At 44.6% G+C, this 22,515-nt stretch carries 13 protein-coding genes; 2 read left to right on the top strand and 11 right to left on the bottom strand.

The annotated features are described in order from the left end of the window. The first annotated feature begins 529 nt into the window (after positions 1-529). Both QUA16_RS09360 and QUA16_RS09365 read left to right on the top strand, forming a co-directional pair. The gene (locus QUA16_RS09360; protein ID WP_333105762.1) at positions 530-805 is read left to right on the top strand and encodes a hypothetical protein; all 276 of its coding nucleotides are present in this window, start codon (positions 530-532) and stop codon (positions 803-805) included. A 129-nt stretch (positions 806-934) separates the two neighbouring features. Beyond that, on the top strand, positions 935-3,520 hold the full coding sequence (locus QUA16_RS09365) for a PAS domain S-box protein (protein WP_333105761.1): 2,586 nt from the start codon (positions 935-937) through the stop codon (positions 3,518-3,520). A gap of 93 nt (positions 3,521-3,613) precedes the next feature. On the opposite strand, the gene QUA16_RS09370 is transcribed toward QUA16_RS09365, so the two are convergent. From QUA16_RS09370 to QUA16_RS09420, 11 genes are all read right to left on the bottom strand, one after another. Continuing rightward, complete coding sequence (locus QUA16_RS09370) at positions 3,614-4,075, bottom strand: VOC family protein (RefSeq protein ID WP_333105759.1); 462 nt, start codon at positions 4,073-4,075, stop codon at positions 3,614-3,616. Positions 4,076-4,706: 631 nt separating this feature from the next. Beyond that, entirely contained in the window at positions 4,707-5,192 is a 486-nt protein-coding gene (locus QUA16_RS09375) for a glutathione peroxidase (protein ID WP_333105758.1), read from the bottom strand. A 241-nt stretch (positions 5,193-5,433) separates the two neighbouring features. Continuing rightward, positions 5,434-6,327, bottom strand: a complete 894-nt coding sequence (locus QUA16_RS09380; protein ID WP_333105757.1) for a DUF2382 domain-containing protein — start codon at positions 6,325-6,327, stop codon at positions 5,434-5,436. Positions 6,328-6,548: 221 nt separating this feature from the next. Next, positions 6,549-7,418: a DUF2382 domain-containing protein gene (locus tag QUA16_RS09385; RefSeq protein ID WP_333105756.1), complete on the bottom strand. Its 870-nt coding sequence runs from the start codon at positions 7,416-7,418 to the stop codon at positions 6,549-6,551. 390 nt (positions 7,419-7,808) lie between these two features. Further along, positions 7,809-8,324 (bottom strand): DUF1499 domain-containing protein, encoded by a 516-nt coding sequence (locus QUA16_RS09390; protein WP_333105754.1) that lies wholly within the window; start codon positions 8,322-8,324, stop codon positions 7,809-7,811. Between the two features lie 68 nt (positions 8,325-8,392). Next, the gene (locus QUA16_RS09395; protein ID WP_333105753.1) at positions 8,393-10,048 is read right to left on the bottom strand and encodes an adenylate/guanylate cyclase domain-containing protein; all 1,656 of its coding nucleotides are present in this window, start codon (positions 10,046-10,048) and stop codon (positions 8,393-8,395) included. After that, a complete protein-coding gene (locus QUA16_RS09400) occupies positions 10,023-12,593 on the bottom strand; it encodes a response regulator (RefSeq protein ID WP_333105751.1) in 2,571 nt (856 codons plus the stop codon). The genes QUA16_RS09395 and QUA16_RS09400 overlap by 26 nt, the downstream gene beginning before the upstream one ends. Then, entirely contained in the window at positions 12,590-12,982 is a 393-nt protein-coding gene (locus QUA16_RS09405; protein ID WP_333105749.1) for a response regulator, read from the bottom strand. The genes QUA16_RS09400 and QUA16_RS09405 overlap by 4 nt, the downstream gene beginning before the upstream one ends. 352 nt (positions 12,983-13,334) lie before the next feature. Further along, complete coding sequence (locus tag QUA16_RS09410) at positions 13,335-14,759, bottom strand: response regulator (RefSeq protein WP_333105748.1); 1,425 nt, start codon at positions 14,757-14,759, stop codon at positions 13,335-13,337. 7 nt (positions 14,760-14,766) lie between these two features. Beyond that, positions 14,767-18,711 (bottom strand): PAS domain S-box protein, encoded by a 3,945-nt coding sequence (locus QUA16_RS09415; RefSeq protein ID WP_333105747.1) that lies wholly within the window; start codon positions 18,709-18,711, stop codon positions 14,767-14,769. A gap of 607 nt (positions 18,712-19,318) precedes the next feature. Next, positions 19,319-22,060: a family 10 glycosylhydrolase gene (locus QUA16_RS09420; RefSeq protein ID WP_445252183.1), complete on the bottom strand. Its 2,742-nt coding sequence runs from the start codon at positions 22,058-22,060 to the stop codon at positions 19,319-19,321. Positions 22,061-22,515: the final 455 nt, after the last annotated feature.

Below are 22,515 nucleotides of genomic sequence, written 5' to 3' on the forward strand. Positions count from 1 at the left end.
CTAGCAATGTAGGGGATTTAAGGGATTTAAATGGTGGGGGTTTTGCCAGGAATTATCTACCGGATTTCAGGGATTTAACGAATGGCAAAAGATGGAAGAATTTCCCCATTACCACTTCCCCCATTACCACTTACCCATTACCAATTACCCATTCCATTTTTAATTGTGACACCGATCGCGATCGACCTCTGTTGTCGATCACACACTAGCATTGTTTTTCAGCCTAGAATACCTATATTATCCCAAATTTGTCCTGCCGGCCCGATCGGACGCCTCGCTGCATTTACAAATCCCACCTCAACCTAATTAAAGGGGTGGGGGGTTGCTTCCAGAAAGGCAATTTGGTAAAAGTAATGCTATGGTCGCGAACCAGTAGAAGGCAAAATTTAACAGGAAATCAGCAAGTTTCTAAAGTCTCTGGACGCAGAAACACAATTCTGCTTTTTGCCTTCATACTGTTTCTACTGGCTATATAGCATTGCTGCTGAAAGCAATGCAGAATTTCTCAGAATCAAAGGAGTGCATCTACATGATTAAACCTTGCAGTCAACCGCTAAAAATAAATCCTTTTACTTGTTATCGCGATCCGGCTACAGGCAGGTGGACTACTGTAGTTACAACTGTTCAGAACCCTTGCGAAACAGACTCTAGTTTAAAAGCAGAAGCCGAAGGCGAAAACGAAGGTAAAGCAGAAACTATCCTATCTGCTTCGCCTGCTGTCTCGGTGTCGAAAAAAGTCCTTTCTTTCTCGTTGCCTCAGTTTAAACACCGTGCCAAAAAATCTGCTGTTAGTGTCAGCAGGTAGCTATCGCAGGGGTCTAATCTAGTTTCCACGGTTAGTCCCCCACGAGCGCCCAATAAAAAAACAAACTTATCCATAGCCTAAACTGCCAAAAAGCGATATACTGGCAGCAAAGTTTCTCCTTCAATATCCGTGAAGTATTTGCTCGATCGCTGCCTCCACTTTGTATGGACAGACCGACCAATTCGCCAGCGGGGAACAGTAATCATTGCTATCCCCCTGGTTTTTCTGTTTGCTTCGCTGCTAGCAATTGCCGGCCTCCGGGATAGTGCGATACAGATAAGAAAGCGAGCAGATACTAATAAGGCAATACTTCAGGAAACTAACCGGTTGATCGGCCTGGTGGTGGATGCGGAAACGAGCATTAGGGGTTATGGGTTGACGCAGCGCCGCGAATTTCTATTACCCTACTTAGAAGCAAAGAAGAGTTTGCCTCCGCTGCTGGCTAAACTCAAGGTTATGGTTCAAGAAAACAAACTGCAAGCTCAGCGATTTGAAGCTATAAAAAAAAGTACCGAACAGCATATAAATTTCTTGCAAAACACTTTGAATAAGCTCGAAAGTTCGGCAACAAGGATGCAGTCGCCGGAAAGAATTCAGGTGTTTGCTCAAGGCAAATTGAACATGGATAAGCTGCGTACACAAATTAATACTTTTTCTGCTGCCGGCGAAGCCTACCAGAAAAGTGTAGATCGGCAACTAGGGGACGTGGTAGATTTCATTAATTTTGTGCAAGTTGCGGGTTTGCTTTCCGGCTGTTTGGGTGCAGGGGCTTCCTGGTATTTATTTGATAGTTTAGAGAAGGAATTGAGGAAGCGGGAAGCTGGCTTGGAAGAAAGTAAAAGTCGCATTCAAGCTGTGGTAGACAATGCGGCTGACGGTATTATTACTTTGGATGCACAGGGAAATATTGAGTCTTTTAATAGGGCAGCCGAAAAGATTTTTGGCCAGAAAGCCGATCGAATAAGGGGATCTAACCTGCGGCGGCTGATAGCTCAACCGCTGCCGCACAGCAGTGTGGGGGATTATTCGATCGAATATTTTGTGTTACATCCAGATACTACCCTGAAGACTTACCAGCAAGAAACAGTTGGAATGCGACACGACGGAACGAAGTTTCCGATGGAGTTGTCTGTCAGCGAAATGCGTCTGGCCAATCAACACTTGTTTATTGCGATTTGCCGCGATGCCAGAGGACGGAAAAAAGCAGAGGAAACTCTGCGAAAGCAAGCGCAAATGCTGGATTTGGCCAACGATACGATCGCGGTACTAGACTTGAATGGGGCAATTTCTTATTGGAATTTGGGGGCAAAGTGGCTCTACGGGTGGCGGAAGTCGCAAGCAATGGGAAAAAATATTCACCAGCTTCTACAAACAGAATGGGCCCAACCTTTTGAGGTAATTCAAAAAGTATTTTTCGAGAAGGGTTCTTGGCAAGGAGAACTGGTGCGAACCAAGAAAGACGGCACCAAAATAACGGTGGCCAGCCGGTGGACTTTGCAGTACGACGATCAAGATCAACCGGTGGCTATTTTGGAAATTAGCAACGATATTAGCGATCGCAAACGCTCAGAAATTGCTTTAGCCCAAAGCGCGCAGCGGTTTCGCGCTACTTTTGAGCAGGCGGCAGTCGGCATGGTTCAAGCGACTGTGGAAGGCAAGTTTCTGTTAGTCAATCAAAAACTTTGCGAAATTTTGGGCTACAGCCGGCAAGAATTGGTGGAGAAAAGATTTCAGGATATTACTTGGGCTGCAGATTTGGCAAGCGAACTGGAACTTGTGCGCCAATTGTTAGCAGGAGAAATTGAAAATTTCTCTGTGGAAAAGCGCTACATCCGCAAAGACGGAGAGTTGGTGTGGGCCAACTTGACGGTTTCGCTCCTGCGAGAACAAAATGGCACTCAATTTCTGATGAGTGTGGTAGAAGATATTAGGGAACGCAAACAAGCTGAGGAATCGCTGCGGTTGCGCGCTCAAGAATTGAGGTTGACGGCGCAAAATCTGGCTCAAACAACGAATGTTTTGAAAAAGCGGAATCAAGAATTAGACCAGTTTGCTTATGTAGTTTCTCACGATTTGAAAGCGCCGCTCAGGGCGATCGCAAATCTCAGCAGTTGGATAGAAGAAGACCTCAGCGAGTCAATGACAGAGGATACTCTGCACCAAATGAACCTGCTGCGCGGCAGAGTTCACAGAATGGAAGCTTTGATTGAAGGACTGCTGCAATATTCCCGCGTCGGACGCATTAAAGTAGCTTTAGAAAGGGTAAAAGTTGATAATTTATTAGCCGAAATTATTGATTCTTTGGCGCCGCCGTCGGGATTTGAGGTGAAAGTTGAACCGGGAATGCCAAATTTTGTGACAGAAAGATTGCTGTTGCAGCAGGTTTTTTCTAATTTAATTAGCAACGCAATTAAGCACAACCGAGCTGAATCGGGTCATGTAAAAATCTCGGTTAAAGAGTTAGATGATTTTTACGAGTTTTCTGTAGAGGATGACGGGCCGGGGATTGCTCCTCAATATCACGATAAAGTTTTTGTAATTTTTCAGACATTGGAAGCTCGCGATAAAGTTGAAAATACAGGGATTGGTTTGTCGCTGGTGAAAAAAATTGTGGAAGGTCAAGGGGGCAGTATTTCCCTAGAATCTGCTGAAGGTAAGGGAGCCACTTTTCGGTTTACTTGGCCCAAGCAACCTATTAGCCAAGACGGAAAATAAAACAACTCTAAAGGTAGGAGGTTTACGGATTACCGCAATCAAAAGAGTAAATGTAGGGTGCACGCGGACTACGGAGAACCCGATAGCGAGTGTTTAAACGGCATCACAACGGATTTCGATGATAAATCCATCAGGATCGTAAAAGTAAATGCCGCGTCCTGTAGCGCGAGTGACGGGGCCGCTATCGATCGCAATTTGATTTGACTTTAGCACTTCCAGAGCGCGATCGAACAAATCCGGCTCGATATCGAAGGCTAAGTGGTTGGCGCGGGTAAAAGCTTTCTCCGGGTCTGGGTTTGGCGGTTCCAAGTCGGGCTGCCAAAATAAGTCAATAACAGTACCGTCTGGGGTAACGAAATTAGCGACTTTACCAGCGGCTACCATTTCTGTTAAAGTTGCGGGAATTTCTGCACCTGTTAGTTCGTGCAGCCCGAGAATTGTACCGTAGAAGTGGCGGGAAGCTGTCATATCGCGCACGTTTAAAGCGATATGATGAACGCGGCGCAAATTCCCCGGCGCGAGGGCAATTTTGACGTTGTTTTCGGTAGTTTGCATGATTGTCAATTGCGAATGTTCAAATTGAATGCAGTTTGATTTATTCAGATCGTCTGCTGTAAAATAAGCCTTTTAAGTTGGTAGTCAGGACTTCATCGGGGCGCAGAAACCGGGGTTTTTACCTTGGGTGCGGTCTACAACGTGTCTTTTCGTAAAAAAACCGGGTTTCTCAACAATTGTGAGGATCGCGAATTAAATAACTTACAATTTTAATTATTATTGTGGGATGGGCGTCTCGCCCGTCCAAAAAGGACGGGCGGGACGCCCATCCCACAAACTTGTGGAAGTTATTTAATTCTCATTCCTGAGTAAGTCCTAGTATTGTTATTTTTCTTTGGGAAACGATGCCATGCCTACAAATAGCATGGCCAGACCACCTGCCAGAATTGCGAAGGCAAGTACACCTACAACTAAATCTAATCCCGATGTATTTTCCATTAAATTAAACAGTTCTCCAATTAAATCCTATCATCGGTATTTCTTAATTGCTGAGTGCTTGCAAACAATGGGGAAGAGAAAAAAATAAGCTTTCAACTTATTAGAAAAAAAGCCAATTAATTTCTTCCCTCTTCCCTAAACCTCCATCCGTTAAATCCGTTAAATTCTGTAAACTGCTTAGTTGCCGAACTTTTTATTTGGCCAATTCTCGATCGATAGCAGCGATTAGTTCTGGTGAATCGGGGCCAACACTGCTGCGGAATCTGGCAACCACTTCACCCTGTTTGCTAACTAAGAATTTCTCAAAATTCCACGCAACCTCACCCTTGGGATCGACTGCACTCGTAAGCTTAGCGTATAGCGGGTGCTGCTGAGTGCCTTTAGCGCGTACTTTGTCAAATAATTCAAAGGTGACGCCGTATTTTGTAGTACAGAAATTGACGATTTCGGGATTACTTCCGGGTTCTTGACCTCCGAAGTCGTTACAGGGAAATCCTAAAACACGGAGTCCAGCCGCGCTGTACTTCTGGCTCAATTCTTCGAGCCCTTTGTATTGAGGTGTATAGCCACATTTGGAAGCTACATTAACTATCAAGAGTACCTGGCCAGCGTACTCTCCTAGCTGCTTGTCTTCGCCTGCGATCGTTTTTACTTTAATGTCGGAGATTGTGCTGGGCATTTTCAAATACTTTTAAATTTGACCACCACAATTTTACCGCAAGTCGGTACAATTTTGTCTAGAGGTCGATCGCTAAAAATTTCCATATCCCGGTCGGGGCGGGTTTACGGATCTCGCGCTTATATTATAGATATGGGTGAACCCGCCCCTACCAAAATTACGGTTAATTTACCGAACACGATCTTAGTAGATGGCGGTGAACTTTCTCCCCAGCACGACTCGCCACAGCCCGCTGTTAGATTTAACTCTCTGAGTTGTGTTCCGTCATCCATTTTTGGTAAGTATTCTCAAGTTGCTTGTCTTCCAGAACGAGTTCTAGGCGGACTTTCACGCAACCGTGACGGGGTTGAGAGGCGATCGAATTTAAGATTTTGCTAGCTTTCTGCACAGAGGTAAATTCAGCCTTAACTGTCGGTTCTTCGCGATCGGTCTTAATCTCGGTCAAATCTATACCGGTGATGTTTCCCTCGCCTAAATCTATTTCGGCCAACACCTTCGGATCGTCGCCGACTTGTTCGACAATCAGCTTTTCCCACTGGATAGGCACTTGTACCATCCGAGTTTCAATTTCTTTACGTACTATGACTTCGCCGACTTTGCGCTTGCTGCGATTGATCACCAATCGTTCTTCTAGCAGGCGAATTACTTCTTGATCGACAATATCGAAGTTTTCCTCATCCTGATCTGTCTCGAAATCTGCATTTGTGAGATCGGCATCTGTTAGATTTGACATAACTTTTGAGGGATTTGTTGACTCACTGTTGCTAAATTCACTATCCGGTTCCGAGGCCTTTTCTAAATACGGATGCCCGCCATTTGCCGAAGCTACCGGCAGCAGATCGACTTGCTCCGAATTAATAGTTACAAACAGCGCTTTTTGGTGATAATCGACTTTTTTGAGCAGCTTAACACTTAATAAAAAAATGCGGGGATTGTCGCTACCTAGCCCGGCCACCACAAAGTTTAACTGACCGTTAGCATCAAAATAGACATCTTTAACTTTGCCTACTAAGTGACCTTGGTTGTCTTTGACGGTAAAACTTTTTAGCTTAGTTCTGACCTTTTCAGGCACCCGGTTGAGACGGGTTATTGATTTGGCAGTTGCTATCTTTTCTGCTGAGGCTTGACCGTTCATTTTTTAAACTTTCCTGCTTAGGGATTTTTATTATGAATTGGTAAGGGAAAATTGGGAAAGGCGGGGAAAGTTCATAAACGTTGCCAAAACTAGACAAGTTTTGTACCCTCCCCGCCCCTCACATAGGAATTGCCCGATCGCCACCAATTCCATCAAACCTGCGCGGTGACAGAATTATGTCATTAAGGCGCAATTCCTATGCAATAGCTGTTGCGGTTGGTTTAGATCTTTTTATTTTTATTATCTACAACCGCAGTTCCATCAGTCTTAACGTCTAATTCTTCACGACGCAAGGTTTCTTCGCCCTCAACCGTGCTGCGAACAACTTCTTTTCTGACGTTGACTTCTTCCCGGACGAAAGCTTCCTTGTGAATGTCGGCAGTTTCTTCGTAGACTTCCATGCGTGCAACTTCCCCTGATTGGAAGTCAGCCTCACCGACTGAAACTACTCGACCTGCTTCTACCGGGGTTACTCGATCGATTACAACTCGTTCTTTTTCAATGGGTACTGAAGCTCGCGCTGTTTCAGTTTCCACGCGCTTGCCAACGGCTACTTCGCCTGTTTTTGCGCGGTTTTTGTTGGCAATCAAGCGTTCTTCATAAAGCTTGAGATTTTGGTGCTGCTGTTCGTTGGTTTCGTAGAGGGGGCGGTCGATATCGTAGCTGTAGTTGCTGCGATCGTAGCTAGCAGGAGTTGCAGGAGTTGCAGTGCTGGCTGCGGCAGTTCCTTGATTGCGATAGACGCCTCTTACCTGTTCTTCGCGATCGTAATCTACTGCTTCTAAATCATTGTAAGCAGGCAATTGTTCTGCTTGAGCTTTGCTGCGAAGGCCTGTTGCGTAGACCCGATGGGCTCCGTAGTCGAAGCGAGCCGAACCGATTGGCAACAATACTTTTTTGCCAAAAATCCAAATACCGGTGTCAATTACCAGATAGCGGAAACGACCTGTGTCATCAACCAAAGCATCATAAACGGTGCCTACTTTTTCATCAGAGTCGCCAGCATAAACATCAAATCCCTTGATGTCGTCTCCCGCAAAGATTTCTTCCTGATAATTCGGATAAAATTCTGCTAGTCTTTGAAGTGCCATGTGTTTTTTCCTCTTTGCTCTACTTAAATTAATAGTAGAAATTAAATCGTTGACTTCCCTCTCCCTAAAGTCTGAAGTGTAGAATTTAGGGCGTTTAATACTATAGGAATACTACGGCATCTCTTCTTCTGTGCTAGCGCGCTCAGCTATTTTAAGGATTGTAAAACTATACAATCGTCAATCTTATAACAAGTATTAAAACTCAAAGCCAACCGTAGGGACACGGCATTGCTGTGTCCTACTCCCCCTGCTGGGCACTCCTTTGCGCTGTGCATACTGTTAATAATTGTTAACTAGGTGGTGAAAAATCAACATTACATAGTAATACCCAAATATCAAAGCCCCTCATCTTGCAGGAGAGGGGCTTCCGGAAAGCTAGAAATTTTAAGTTCAGAGTTGATTGAATTGAGTTCTGATAGCTTCTATCCGTTTGCGGTTAACTCCCAAATCCGACTCTCCCAGACGCGAAGCCGATCGCACATGGATGACTTTTGCTGCATCATCTACGAAAAATTCAACGTCATCAACAAACCCCATCAAAGCACTGGTGAACTCCGCATAGAGGTAATTATCAGTTGCCGTGATTATTTTAGTTTTTCCATAGGAGTCGATCGCCCCTTTGAGCTTGGCCATCGCTTCAGCAGCCGACGAAGTGTAAGCCAAAGGATCAATTTTGTGTTCGGCATCTTGACTGAAGCTGCTGACGCAGTTGGGGGAACTCGGGCACGCTGCGAGTTTTCCTGACACAATCCCGATATTGGCAGGTCTGGTTCCAGCAAACATTGTTTTTTCTCCAGGTATAGCGATAAAAGTAGCGATCGACAGTACCGCTACTGCTAGCAGTGATATTAAAATAACCAGGACTCTTTTCAATGCTGTCGGCGATTTTGTTTCTACTGTTTGCAAAGGATTAGCCCTCGAGAAAGTGCAAATTAAATCTAATTTTAATATTAATTGAAATTGACCTCGAAAAATCACAAAGATTTACTTTTTTCTTCAATTAACCAGTAAGTCAGCATTCTTCCTTTACCTTTAATCGGGATATAGCCTCGTTCTTCCAAAACAAACTGCTCTTTCAAACGCTCGTAAGTCGGCGCCGTCACTTGAATTTTACCAGGCAATCCATTCGACTCCATGCGTGAAGCAACATTAACAGTATCCCCCCACAAATCATAGCTAAATTTGCTAATACCAATAATTCCCGCCACCACCGAACCGCTGTGAATTCCGATCCGCAATTGAAAACTTTCTCCCATTTTGGCATTAAACCTCCTCAAAGCGGCCTGCATCTCCAAAGCTAAAAGTGCGATCGCCTCCGAGTGATCCTCCTGCGGCGTCGGCAAACCCCCAACCACCATGTAAGCATCCCCAATAGTCTTAATCTTTTCCAACCCGTGCAACTCAGACAACCTATCAAACTCCGAGAAAATCCCGTTCAAAATTTCCACTAACTGCGTCGGAGTTTTGTGAGCCGAAAACTCTGTAAAACCCACCAAATCAGCAAACAATACGCTCACATCATCAAAATGATCTGCTATCAACTTTCGCTCTTTTTGCAAGCGATCCGCAATAGGTTTCGGTAAAATATTCAGCAGCAATTTCTCTGTTTGTCCTTGCTGCAGTTTCAGCGCTGCTTCAGCTTGTTTTCGCTGAATCAACGAACCAAGCTGCGTAGCAACGGCGCTCACTAATTCCAACAAGCGCGGCTGACATTTCAGGACTTTTTCGCGATAAAAAATCAAAATAGCTAACACTTGATTGTCCGCCACAATTGGCACCCCAAAAGCCGCTTTCAATCCCACATTCCGCGCAATTTCCGCTCGTAAAAAAACTTGTTCCGGTGCAGTAGAAACATCCTCGATCCATTCTGACTGCTGGGACTGCCAAATCCTACCTGGGAGTCCCACACCTGGAGCAAAAGTCAACTGCCAACTTGTTTGTCGGAATTGGGCAAAACTCAAGTCACTGACGTACCTGCCTGTAGCGCATTTTAAAAAGCCCTCACTGCAAGGAATCCAAGCTTCGCCCAGATTCCATTCAATAGTTTTGCAAATTAAACCTAAAATCACATCTATAGCCGACTCAAAATCCTCAGATTTGCTAATAGCTTGAGTCGCCTGCAGCAGCAATCTCGTTTCCATTTCAACCTGGCGGCGTTCGGCGATTTCCTGGTGTAACTGGACGTTTTGAGCGGTCAATTTTTGATTTTTTTCTTGCAATTGGATTTGCAATGAACGCACAGTAAGTTGATTGCTCACTCGTGCCAATACTTCTTTCACCTGAAAAGGCTTTGTGATATAATCCGCTCCGCCAACTTCAAAAGCTTTTGCTTTATTTATTCCTTCTTCTAGGGCGCTGAGAAAAATGATGGGGATTTCCCTAAATTGCGATGCTTTTAATTTTTTACATAGTTCATAGCCGTCAATATCCGGCATCATAATATCGAGTAAAATTAAATCTGGTGCGCTAGATTGAATAGCATCTAACGCCGCAAAACCATTAGTAACAGGTCGAACTTTATAGCCAGTTTTGTGCAAAATTCTAATCAACAAACGCAGATTATCTGGCGTATCGTCAACTACTAAAATATCGGCTTGATAGTTTTCAGTTTGTTCCGCCTTCATCTGCATGATCTGATTCCTCCGCCTCGGCAATTAAATTGAGAATTTTCTGGTAATCAAAATTATCGAGATGACCCTGGAGAATTTCCGCCAATTCAGGATGAGGCTCCCTTATTTCGTCGATTGTCCTGACAATTAAGTCAAAATCAGCACTGCGGATTACCTGCTTCATGTTGTCTATCCATTCTGCTGGAAGTCTAGGTAAATAAGCAAGCGCAGCATTAGGGAGCGAGTCGGATAAATTATTTCGATCGCCTATTGAGATCAAGTCCGTTGAGTTAGAGTAGACATACTTCACCCCCAGATGTTTGGTGAGGGTATCAAATATATCTATTTTGCGGAAAGGTTTGCTAATAAAATCGTCGCAGCCGACCAATAAAGCAAACGCTTGCCTTCCTTCAATTGTACTAGCTGTCAAAGCAATAATCTTTGGAATCGGGGAGTCGGGATGGGAAATATTCATTTCGCCCTTTCCTTGCTGCTCTTGCTCTCTCTGCTTGATTTTGGCCTTAATTTGTTTAGTAGCTTCGTAGCCGTCCATCACTGGCATTCGCACATCCATCAAAATTAAGTGCGGATGCCAATTTTCCCACATTTCTATGGCTTCCTGGCCGTTGGTGGCTTGTTCCACCCCGAAACCTAAAGGAGAAAGCATTTTTACTAAAAGTTGGCGGTTGTCTTCGCGATCGTCCACAATTAAAATCCGGTAGCACGGTTGATTGGGTTCCAACCCAGTAACTTCGCGGTTAAGTTGCGGATCTGGACGATCGGCAGCAGAAACCGCACCGACAGGAATTTCAAATTTAAAAGTGGTGCCGAGTTCCAGTTGACTTTCTACGACAATTTCTCCTCCCATCAGGCGGACAAATTGACGGCTGAGCTTCAATCCTAAACCCGTGCCTTTCTGAATTTTTTGACCGGAAGCTGTTTGCACAAAAGCCTTAAAAATATCGCCCAATTCTTCGGGAGCAATGCCAACTCCTGTATCTTCAATTTCAAAGAGCAGGAAAAAATCCGGCACAGTTAAATCATCAGCCTCATCGCTCCATTCCACCTGGGCAAAATCACTGCTATTTCTCGCAAAATCCCGAATACTTCTTGTGGTATCAAAGCAAGCTGTGGGACTCTCCAATAAATCCAGAAATCCCGATCTTTCTAACTTTATAACTCTTAAGATGATGTCGCCTGTTTGCGTAAACTTAATCGCATTACTCAGAAGATTAATCAGCACTTGGCGCAGTTTAATATCATCGGTACGCACGTACTGAGGAACGTCAGCATCGCGCTGGAAATGCAACTGCAATTCTTCATTATGTACCCGCAGTTGAAACATATCTTGCAAATCGTCAAGCAAGCGGTAGAGGTCAAAATTTTTCGGGTTGAGTGTCATCCGCCCCGCTTCGATTTTTGACAAATCTAAGACTTCATTGATCAAGGTGAGCAAATGTTCGCCACTACGCCGAATAATTCTCATATTTTCTCGGTTTTCGACAGTAAGATCCGGGCTGGGTTCCATGATTTGTGCAAAGCCGAGTATAGAATTGAGAGGGGTGCGTAACTCGTGGCTCATATTGGCAATAAACGTGCTTTTAGCTTTGTTTGCTGCTTCAGCAGCTAAGGCGGCTTGTTGCAGTTGTTCTGTGCGTTCGTCAATTTGGGCTTCTAAGGTGTGGTGGTAATCTGCTACTATTTTTTCGGCTTGTTTGCGATCGCTAATATCTTGAAAAGCTGCGATCGCATAAACAATATTTCCGCTAGCGTCAAAAATCGGCGTGGTATTGATCTCGATCGCAATTCTTTTGCCATCTTGACGGATTTCTACATCGTCAACCTTAACAGATTCTCCTTTGATGGCCCGCAAAATTGGCAGATTATCCGGCGGGTAAAGCTCATCAGTATTGGCAACATAAAGTTGATAAGTGGCAGCTAATTGTTCCGCAGTGCTTTCCGGGATAGTGTCTGCACCCAGCAAATCCCGCGCTGCCTGGTTGAAATAGGCGATCGAGCCATCGGGATGATAAACAGATACCCCCACTGGCAAAGCTTCTAAAAATTGACTCAGGCGGCTTTCACTCGCCGACAGGGCCTCATTTACTAGCTTTAACTCCTCGTTTACTTCTTGGCGCTTATGAATTTCATCTGTTAACTTTTGATCTTGCAAATAACTGTGAACTGCTTCTACAACCGTTAATTTTAAGTCTTCATTTTGCCAAGGTTTAGGAATATAACGGTACAATTTCGCATACTTAATAGCATTACTAAGGGCTTCCAAATCTGCTTGCCCAGTTAGCATAATAGTCAGCGTCTCCGGCGAGCTTTCGTGAATTCTTCTGAGCAGTTCATCCCCTTTAATATCCGGCATGATATAATCGGAAAGCACCAAAGCAATCTCGTATTCATCAGCCTGCAAATCTGCCAGCAACTCTAAAGCATCAGCCCCCCCTTCAGCGGTTTCAATTATACACCGATCGCCGATCGCCTTTTTCAGTTCAATCTTTAAACTGTTCAAAACGTCAGGTTCATCATCAATACAAACAATCACAGGTTTTTTCATAACTTAGCCAGCCCAGATTTTATAGTCTCTATTAAGTCTTTGCTTTGCCAGGGTTTGTACAAACAACAGTATAAATCTGCTTCTTCTACTGCCCGCTGAACTGCCGCTGCATCCGCTTGACCCGTCAACATCACCTTAATAATTTTAGGATATTTTTGGTGAACTTTAATTAAAAGTTCGTCACCTTTAATTCCCGGCATCAGCCAATCAGAAACAACCACAATCACCTGAGCTTCTTCTTGAAACTCCTCAAGTATATCTAAAGCTTCATCACCACTTTCAGCTAATTCATAAAAGTAATCATTCTTAAATTCATTTTTTAGCTGGATCTTGAGAGTATTCAAGATATCTGGTTCATCATCAACGCAAAGAATTATAGGCTTATTCATCTTTTGCTCTCTGCTTAAATTTTAGTAGGTTTACCGACATGACTTGCTTTTACGTTATAGATTTCGGGCAAAGATGCAGGATATCTGTCCCCTATCTTATTTTAATAGGGCTTCCGAAGATCAACCCGGTTTCTTGTAATAAATCTTGTATTTGTCAGCGAGACAGCGACGAATGTCAATCGATTTTAGATTTTAGATTTTAGATTAAAGAATTGAAGCATTGACCCCACGGATAAATTCGGGCGTTTGTTTATCGGATACAGGTTTTTTATTTCTGGACGGATGAATCCGGGGGCTTGCATCCTGGATGCTTTCCGTCAGAGGGAATCAGCCTCCTGCAGGTAAGTTTTGTTTAATAAATTGGCAGCGAGACTGTAAAAGTTGTCTGCCCCGGTACAGAATCTACAGCAATTGTGCCTTCGTGTTTTTCCACAATTTTTCTCACAATATCCAATCCCAAACCGCTACCTTCGCCCGCCGATTTAGTCGTAAAAAATGGCTGAAAAATTTTCGGAATAACTTCTGAGGGAATACCTTTACCGTTATCCGTAAACTTGAGTAAAATATTTGCCTCTTGCTGCCGAGTTTCAATCGTCAAAATACCTTGATAATCCATTGCTTGCAGGGCATTATGAACGAGATTCGTCCAAACTTGATTTAAGTCATCGGGATAGCACATAATTTGGGGTAAATCTCCATAATTTTTAACTACTTCTATACCGTGTTTCAGTTGATTTTGATAAAGAGTTAACACCGTTTCAATGCCATCGTGCAAGTTCGCCTGGACTTTTTCTGGTTGGCTATCAAAATGAGCGTAAGTTTTTAATGCAAATACAACTTTCCCAGACTTCGCTGTCGCTCTTTGGATCAGGCTAATACTTTTTTTAAAGCTCGCAAACTGGTAGGCACTATTTAAAACTACTTCGCAATCCGGCGATTTAAAAAGCGGCAAGAACTCTTTGATGTTTTCGTAGATTTCCATGTCAACTAAAGTATCCGCAATTTCATCAGATTTTTCAACCGATTCTGCCATCAAATCCCCCCTCAACTGCTGCTTAAATTTCCGTTTCTCTCTGCTTGTGAATAAAACTTCTTGATGGGTGGCTCTGTACAGTAAAGCTAAAAAATAAGCTTTGCTTTCCTCAGAAAGTTCTTGATAAATTTGAAGAAAATTTTCTAAAAACTCGTCGGAAAAATTAGATATATTATTAACAGAAGAACCTATAATGCCCAGGGGGGTATTGATTTCGTGGGCAATGCCGGCAATCAGTTGTCCCAGGGCTGCCATTTTTTCCGATTGGATCAAATGCTCTTGGGTGGCTTGCAGTTGGTGGATCGCCGTTGCTAAATCTTGATTTTTTTCTTGCAAAGTTTGTTGCAGTGAACAAATTTTTAAATGAGTTTCTATCCGAGCTAAAACTTCTTCAACCTGAAACGGTTTAGTAATAAAGTCAACTCCGCCAACTCCAAAAGCTTTAACTTTATCCAGCACGTCATTGATCGCACTAATAAAAATAACAGGAATGTCTTTTGTAATTTCAGAAGCTTTGAGTTGCTGGCAAACTTGATAGCCGTCCATTTCCGGCATCATAATATCCAGCAGCACTAGATCCGGGGGTATTTTTTGAGCCGCAGACAATGCTAGCTTGCCATTGGGTACCGGGCGCACTTGATAGCCTTTTTCGCTCAAAATTCCTGCCAGCAGCCGCAGGTTTTCTGGCGTATCGTCCACTACTAAAATATTAGCTCTATTGGTTTTAGGTGAAGTTGAAATCATCGGGTATTTACTGTTTCTGGCTGAGTTCGATTATGTTCAAAATTCTGTCATATTCAAAATTATTAATGCAATCTTGAAGCTTGCCCGCAAGAGAGGGATTGACAGTGCCGATTTGTGCGATCGAAGTTGCGATCGCCTCCATGTCCACACTCAAAATACTTTGCTTGAATAGGGCCATCCAGTCTGGAGAAAGAGAGGCGAAAGCCTGCGGTGTCAGCACCTCCTGACTTGACTCCTCTACACCTGCGGCACTTACTGCGGTTGGATCTTCATAAATATAGCGTACTCCTAAATGTTTTCCCATTGCCACAAAGATATCCTCCTCTCGGAACGGTTTCCGCATAAAATCATCGCAACCCGCCGAAAGAATCACCGCCCGTTCTTCCTCCAAAACGCTAGCAGTTAGGGCCACAATCGCCGTTGCTTGCCCGCCAGTTGTAGTTTTAATCTGTTTCGTGGCGTCATAGCCGTCCATGACAGGCATTCTCATGTCCATCCAAATCAGATGCGGTTCCCACTCCATAAAAATATCAACCGCTTCTTTACCGTTATTCGCTTCTCTCAACTCAAATCCCAGTGGACTGAGAAGTTTTACCAACAGTTGGCGGTTCAAAGGTTTGTCGTCCACAATTAGCAAGCGATAACTTGGCTGGTTCGGTTCGAGGGCAACAACTCGGCGTTGAGTTTTTTTGCTTTCAATATCACTAGCTTCAACCAGATGAACTTGGATGTCAAACTGAAATACTGCACCCTTCCCGATCTCGCTGCTAACAGTAATTTCACCTCCCATTAATTGCACAAACTGGCGGCTAATAGCTAAACCTAAACCAGTTCCTTCCTGAGAATCTTTACCGGTTTTAGTCTGCACGAATGCTTCAAACAACTGATGGATTTCATCAGCAGCAATGCCTGCACCAGTATCTTGAACTTCAAAATGCAGCCAGTAGCGGCCCGGCAATTGATCAGTGCTGTTTTTATGTATATTCCGTTTTCCTCCTTTGACTTGCATCGACACTCCCCCTTCTGAAGTAAATTTAATTGCATTATTGAGCAAATTAATTAAAACTTGGCGCAATTTAACTTCATCAGTACAAATGTAATGGGGAACTTCGGCGTCTCTCTCGAAGAGTAATTGCAAACCTTTTTGCTCAGCTTTGAGAGCCAACATATCTTCTAAATCGTCGATTAGTTGGTACAAGTCGAAGCTTTTTTCATTAATCGTCGTGCGTCCGGCTTCGATTTTTGACAAGTCTAAAACTTGGTTAATTAAAGCCAGTAAATGTTCGCCACTCCGCAGAATAATTGCAACATCTTCTTGATTTTCAGGAGACAGAGTTTTACTGCGGAGCATGACTTGAGCAAAGCCGATGACCGCGTTCAGGGGCGATCGTAATTCGTGGCTCATATTGGCGAGAAAGGTACTCTTCGCTTTGTTTGCTGCTTCGGCCGCTTCTTTCGCCTGCTGCAGTTTAATTTCCGCTTGTTTGTTATCAGTAATGTCTTTAATAAAACCTTCGTAGTAAAGTAGATTTCCTGCTTCATCGCAGGCAGCGCGACTATTTTCCGAAATCCAGATTATACTGCCATCTTTGCGGTAAATTTCCGATTCAAAGTTTGATAGTATCCCGTACTCGTTCATCAGCGCTGCAAATTCTTCGCGGCGGTTCGGTTTCACGTAAAGCTGGTTATGGAAATTCGGCTGTGCTGCTATTAATTCAGCCGGCGAGTCGTAACCGTAGATGTTAGCTAAAGCGGGGTTAGCGCTGATATATTTCCCGTCAATAGCAGTTTGAAAAATTCCATTCAAAGCATTTTCATAAATGTTGCGGTACTTTTCTTCTGCTTCCCGGAGGGCAGTTTCTGCTTTTTGGCGCTCGGTAATATCGCTAGAAATCGACAAGAAACAAGCTTCTCCGTCAATATCGATGGTTTCTATCGACAGCAGTGCCGTTCTTTCTGTACCACTTTTATTGCGAAACCTCAGCTCATAGTTGTGAAGAGCCGTCTTATTCTTTAACATTTGAATCATGCGATCGCGCTCTCCCAAACTCGCCCAGAAATTGAGTTCAACCGCTGTTTTTCCAATAATTTCTTCGTGACTGTAACCCATCATCCGACAAAAGCTCTCATTGGCTTCTATGTGGCGACCATCGCTAATTCTAGTCAGGGTAATCGCATTAGGACTTAAACGAAAAGCTTTAGAAAACTTTTCTTTTGCCTTGGCAAGATCGGCGGTACGTTCTGCAACTTGCACTGCTAAATTGTCGTTGTATTCCTTTAATAATTTCTCGGCTACTTTGCGTTCTGTAATATCTTGAAAAGCGCACATCCCGTAGATAATATTTCCTTGAGCGTCATAAATAGGGGTTCCCCAAACCTGCAGGGGAACAGTTTTGTCAGTCGAGGAGATTTCAATATCATCAACAGTTACACTTTTACCCTGCAAAGCATTTAAAATTGGGTCGCGTTCCGCCGGATAAATTTCCTGAGTACCCGCTAAATAAACTCGGTAGGATTGACGTAAACTTTCGGAATTTGTTGGTAAAATTCCTTGAGATAAAAGTTGCTCTCCGGTAGGATTAATGTAGTAAGGTTGACCGTTGGGATCTGCAATAAAAATCCCTAGCGGTACTGCATTGAAAAATTGTTTTACTCGGTTTTCGCTTTCCGAGAGAGAAGTAAATGAATGCTGCAATTGCTCGGCCATGCTGTTAAAAGCAGTGGCAAGTTCTCCGAGTTCATCTTCGCGATTCAGAGTGAGTTTTGTATCCCATTCATTCCGGGCCAAAGCTTTCGCCGCCGCATTCAATTTTAAAATCGGCTGAACTACCCATTTAGCAGTAAGAATCCCCAGGATGGTCGCCCCCATCAATGCTGCAAGCGACAGTAAAAAAGTCGTGCGCGTGTTGAGGTTAATTTGCTCCATAAAGTCAGACTCTGGTACAACTACTACAATCAGCCAATCCAACCCTCGATCGTCTTTAAAAGGAGCTACCTGAATAAAATTTCGCTGGCCATCAACATCAAAAGTAAGTTGTTGAGAATTATTAATTTTAGCTAAGCTATCGTAGGATTTCTCTAAATGTTGTGCAGTTTGGCGAATTACCGAATTCTCGCTTTCTGAAGCTTTAATTCGTCTGGTTTCTTTACCTTCCACCACAAATTCTGGACTCGATGTTGAAGTAGCAATTAACACCCCCGATCGCTCCATCACAAAAGTTTGCCCCGACTTGCCAATTTTGAGGCTAACCAGAAATTCTTTGATTCGGGAAAAGAGCAAATCGCTGCCAGCTACTCCTAACAATTTGCCAGCGTCGTCGTAGATAGGCAAAGCAGCAGTAATTGCCAGTTCCCTCGTCAAAAAATCTGTATAAATTGGAGTCCAAATTGGTTTTTTAGCCGCAGCCGCAGCTATGTACCAAGGGCGAGTTCGCGGGTCGTAAATATTGGGTGAAATTTGCACTAATTGAACGCGGTTTCCCTGAGAGTCCGCAGTATATCGAGATAATTTATTGCCAGTAGAGCTGTCAGCAGCCGATATCAAAATCCCATTTTTAGTGCGGATTGCTCCAGAGTGTTCTCCATTTTCTTTGCCTGTGTAAATGATGCTGATAGAATCAAAATATTGAATTTGTTCGAGGAAATGATGTTCGAGTTTTTGCTTTTCTTCTAGGTTCAACTGCCCCAGTTTTATGCCTTGAACGTTCAGGTGATTGACAATGTGGGGAATTGACATATAATTTTCCATGCGGTCTTTGATGCGATCGCTAATTTCTCCCCGCAACTGAGCGGCCACATCGTTGACTGCCCGCTGACCGTTTTGGAAAGATAGCCAACCTACAACTCCTACCGTGCCGACAATTTGCACTAAAAAAGGAACCACGAGCACCGTTTGTAATGGAACTTTGCCGATAATTTTTGTAACCAAACGATTGAGGGGTTTAGGAAACATATTCGTCCTAAAAGTAATTTAAATTGGCAGTTGAAATTAGTAGATTTTATAATCTAAGAGGGATAGACCAGCGAGTAATATCAAACCCGGTTAATCACTAATTATCAAATTGTTTGAGCTCGACCTTTAAGAGTTTTGAGGCCTTCCGTCCTCACTAAGTAGGTGCAAATAAACATTACATGGTTCCGGCGGGTGAGAGGACTCATCTACTCGCTTCGATCGTGGATCTTAACTCAACCCTCCCTGATAAGATACTATGGTTATTTGGCGATGACCTACTTACAAACTTAAAGTTCGCGATCGCACTTCGACTCAAGACAGCGGGTTTCGGCTTGCCTCAAACACCGGGTTTTCTACTGCATCTGCGGGATCGAACGAAGTATTGCTGTGAAAAAACCAAGGTGAGGATTACCAGTGGATCGCGAACTAAATTAATTAGAGTACGATCGCCCAAATGTTAAGCTAATCCGCATTTAAATTGCATAGTAAAATAAATTTTTCCTCTTGTGGGGTGGGCATCCTGCCCGCCATCAACATACAAATTAAATGCACAACAGCTTAGCACGATCGCACTATCCACAGCAGCACACACCCGAAAAATATATATTTACCTGCGATTCAACTCCCTCCTTTCGCCGTAACGTAAAAGCATATCCAAACTCTCCAAACGATTTTGCCAAGTTTGCACTTGATAGCTATTTTCCGCAGAATGCAAGCGCATCGAAGATTGAAATTGAGATTGAAAACTCCCCAACAATCTTTTAGCAGTTGCTAGACTTTCTCTAGAAGGGTTTGCCGCCAACTTGCTCAAAGCTTGCGCCAATTCATCCGCCCGACTTTGCAAAACTTTTAGTTCAGATTCCGACACCCGCAACTGATTGTTAGCCAACAAAAAACTCCATTCCTGCTTGAGAGCAGTATACCGCGAAGCCGCCGCCGCAAACGGCTGTCGGTAAGGAATCGGCTCTGCAGCAGAAGTGGAACGCACTGGCGTGCCTTGAGTGCGGTTAAAAAAGCCCTGCATCCCGCTGCTGATACTTTCCACCGCAAAAATAGCATAGCCCCCAGTCGGCAAATCGCGCAAAGCTTGAATTTGGTCGATCGCCACAACTTCCGGGAGAGTCAACAACTTAACCGACGGAGAAATCAAAGCCGAACCGAGCATTTGTTCCTTTACCAGCGGTTCCGTAATGCGCTGAAGCCGGTTCGTATCCAAAGCATAAGTCATCGGCACAATCAAATCTACAATGCCCTGACGAGCCCAAACTTCCCAATTTTGCTGAATTTTGTAAATCCGCTGACTTTCCGGGTGAGGAAACACCGCCACCGAAAGAATTGTGCGCGGATAATTCTGCCGCAAAAGCTGAGAAACTTCAGCTACAAAACTATTAATTTGATTAGTTTTAAACTCAACCCACTGCCGCCACAAACTGCCGTTGCTGGGGGAAATATTCACCGGATCTACACCAGTCAACTGCTTAAATTGCTGCCTCGCCGCAATACCGTAACCGTAAGTAAAATTCGCATTGTCATCTTGAAAAGGATAGCGAATATAGTCTAATTGCACCCCATCTACTTTGTAGTTATTGGCAATTTCGCTGACAATTCGCAGCAAATAATTCCGCGCTTCCGGGTTCGCAGGATCGAGATAAAATTTACCATCATTAGGATGTTGCCTGCGTCCTTTATTGTCAATATTTGCCCAATCTGGATGGGCGGAAAGCACCGGGCCTGGATAAGAACTAGGCTGGCCAATTAAAGTATTGTGGCGCTTATTTCCTGTGGCAAAAACCCAAACCCAAGCGTGCAGTTCGATGCCTCGCTCGTGGGCTAATTTAACCGCAGATGCCAGCGGGTCCCAGCCAACAGTCAGGGGATTTTGTTGCGGTGCAACTTGACTGGGATAAATGGTATATCCGGCATTCAATGTTTCAAAGAAAACTGTATTGATACCGGCGGCGGCGAGTCGATCGAACACTGCCGCCAAACCCTGTTCAGATCGTGCGGCGACGATCGTCCCGCGATCGAGCCAAACCGCCCGAATTTCCGCCCCAACGCGCTGCCCTTCCTTCGGGTAATTTTCCCACAGCAACTGCCGCGCTTCCACCCACTGCTTTCTAGCCGCCGCGTAGTTTTGCTGTTCCAGGAGTTGGTCAAAAGTTTGCAAAACCTGCCGCGCTTGGGCGATCGCCCGTCCCCTGATCGCTTGCAGAACAGGGGGGCGGCTGGCTGCCGGGCCGCCTCCGCCCTGTTCTGCAGCCACCAGTTGAGGGGAGGTAGCAGCATTAAGATTGATGGCGGTATTGGCTGAATTAGATGCTGTCAGGGCGCTTTCAAACCTGCCGAGGAGGTTAGTGAGTTCTTGGCGCATCAAGTACGCTTCAATGCTGACGATCGGCTTATTGGAATTGGGCTGCACGTCCAAACCCGCCGGCGCCGACTGATCGGAAGGGTCTGTAAAAGTTGCAGGTACTGGATCGGGAAGCGATCCAGAGGGAGAAAGTCGGCTCAGCGGGGTAGTACGCGGCAAACTAGGGCTGTTTCTACTGACTCTGGAGGGGGGACTTGGCAGTGGGGTCCCGGCAGCAGTGGGCGGCGCTACAGGCTGCGAAGCGATTGTGCCTCCCCAGCGGGCGATCGAGGCTTGCAGCCAAGCCTTATCTACATTTGCCGAACCGTCGCTACCCCAGCGCCAGCCGAGATAGGTAGCGCGATCCGTGGCGATGGCTGCGGAGGAACCGGAACTATCTTTCCAAGTAGCAATAGTTTGACTGTTCGCATCAGCCGGAATCAAGACACCGCCTTGGACTGAGGCATTTTTTTGTTCGGGTGGCATCCAACTGCTAGAAGTAGTGCAAGCCAGATCCCGACAGCGGCTGCGCGGTTGCGGCGTCGCCGGTTGGGTTAACGGAAAAGCCCAATAGGCCCCAAGGAGCGATCGCAAAGATTGGCGCACCAAAGCCGGGGAACTGCGGCCGACTGGGCCCGAAGCAATCAAGCGGCCGCCTTGGGATGCCCAAGCTTCTAAAACTTTAATTTGCGTCGGGCTCAAAGTTTCAATGTTGGGTAAAAACAGCACGTTAACGCCTGTTAAATCCGCCGTAGTTTTGATTTCTTCGAGATTGATTGGTTTGTAAGCAATGCCGCTTTCCCAGAGGCGCGTGGTAATCTTTACCCAGTCGGGAGAATTCTCGGAACTGCGAACAACGCCCAGAACTACTTCTGCGAAACTCGGAGAGGGAAATAGGATGAAGAGATTGAGTAATGTACTCGCTAGAGTTCCAATTAAGACTCTTTGCAAGAAAGTGAAAAAGCGAATTTTTTGAACCTGGGAGCAGGCATCAGGCATTTGAACAGGCTTTTTGATTTGTTGCATAAATATGAGAATTACTCACCACAGCGCTAAAGAAAAATTTAATAACAATTAAGAGCGAGCGCTCGATCCGCACCATACAATTTTCTATCCTGTTCTGCAACCTGAATCAGGAAAAAGTGCGATCGATCGATTTTAGATTTTGGATTTTGGATTTTCGATTAAAATGTGGGTGCATTTGCTTGAAAAACCAAAAATACAATTTAGATGCGGGACAGTTGACAGCCCGTTGGTGTCAACAAACACGTTAAACCGACCGTCTCTCTTGTTTGTAGCGAAGTCTAGATCCCCCCTAACCCCCCTTAATAAGGGGAGTAGGGGGTGGGACAGGAGTCTGCTCAAAGTCCCTCTTATTAAGGGGGGAAAAACAGAGACCGGACAAATGCGGTGCAAGGGGACAGGAGTATGCTCAAAGTCAACCCCTACTCCCC

This window comes from Microcoleus sp. S13_C3, from assembly GCF_036700905.1.
Taxonomy (GTDB): Bacteria; Cyanobacteriota; Cyanobacteriia; order Cyanobacteriales; family Microcoleaceae; genus Microcoleus.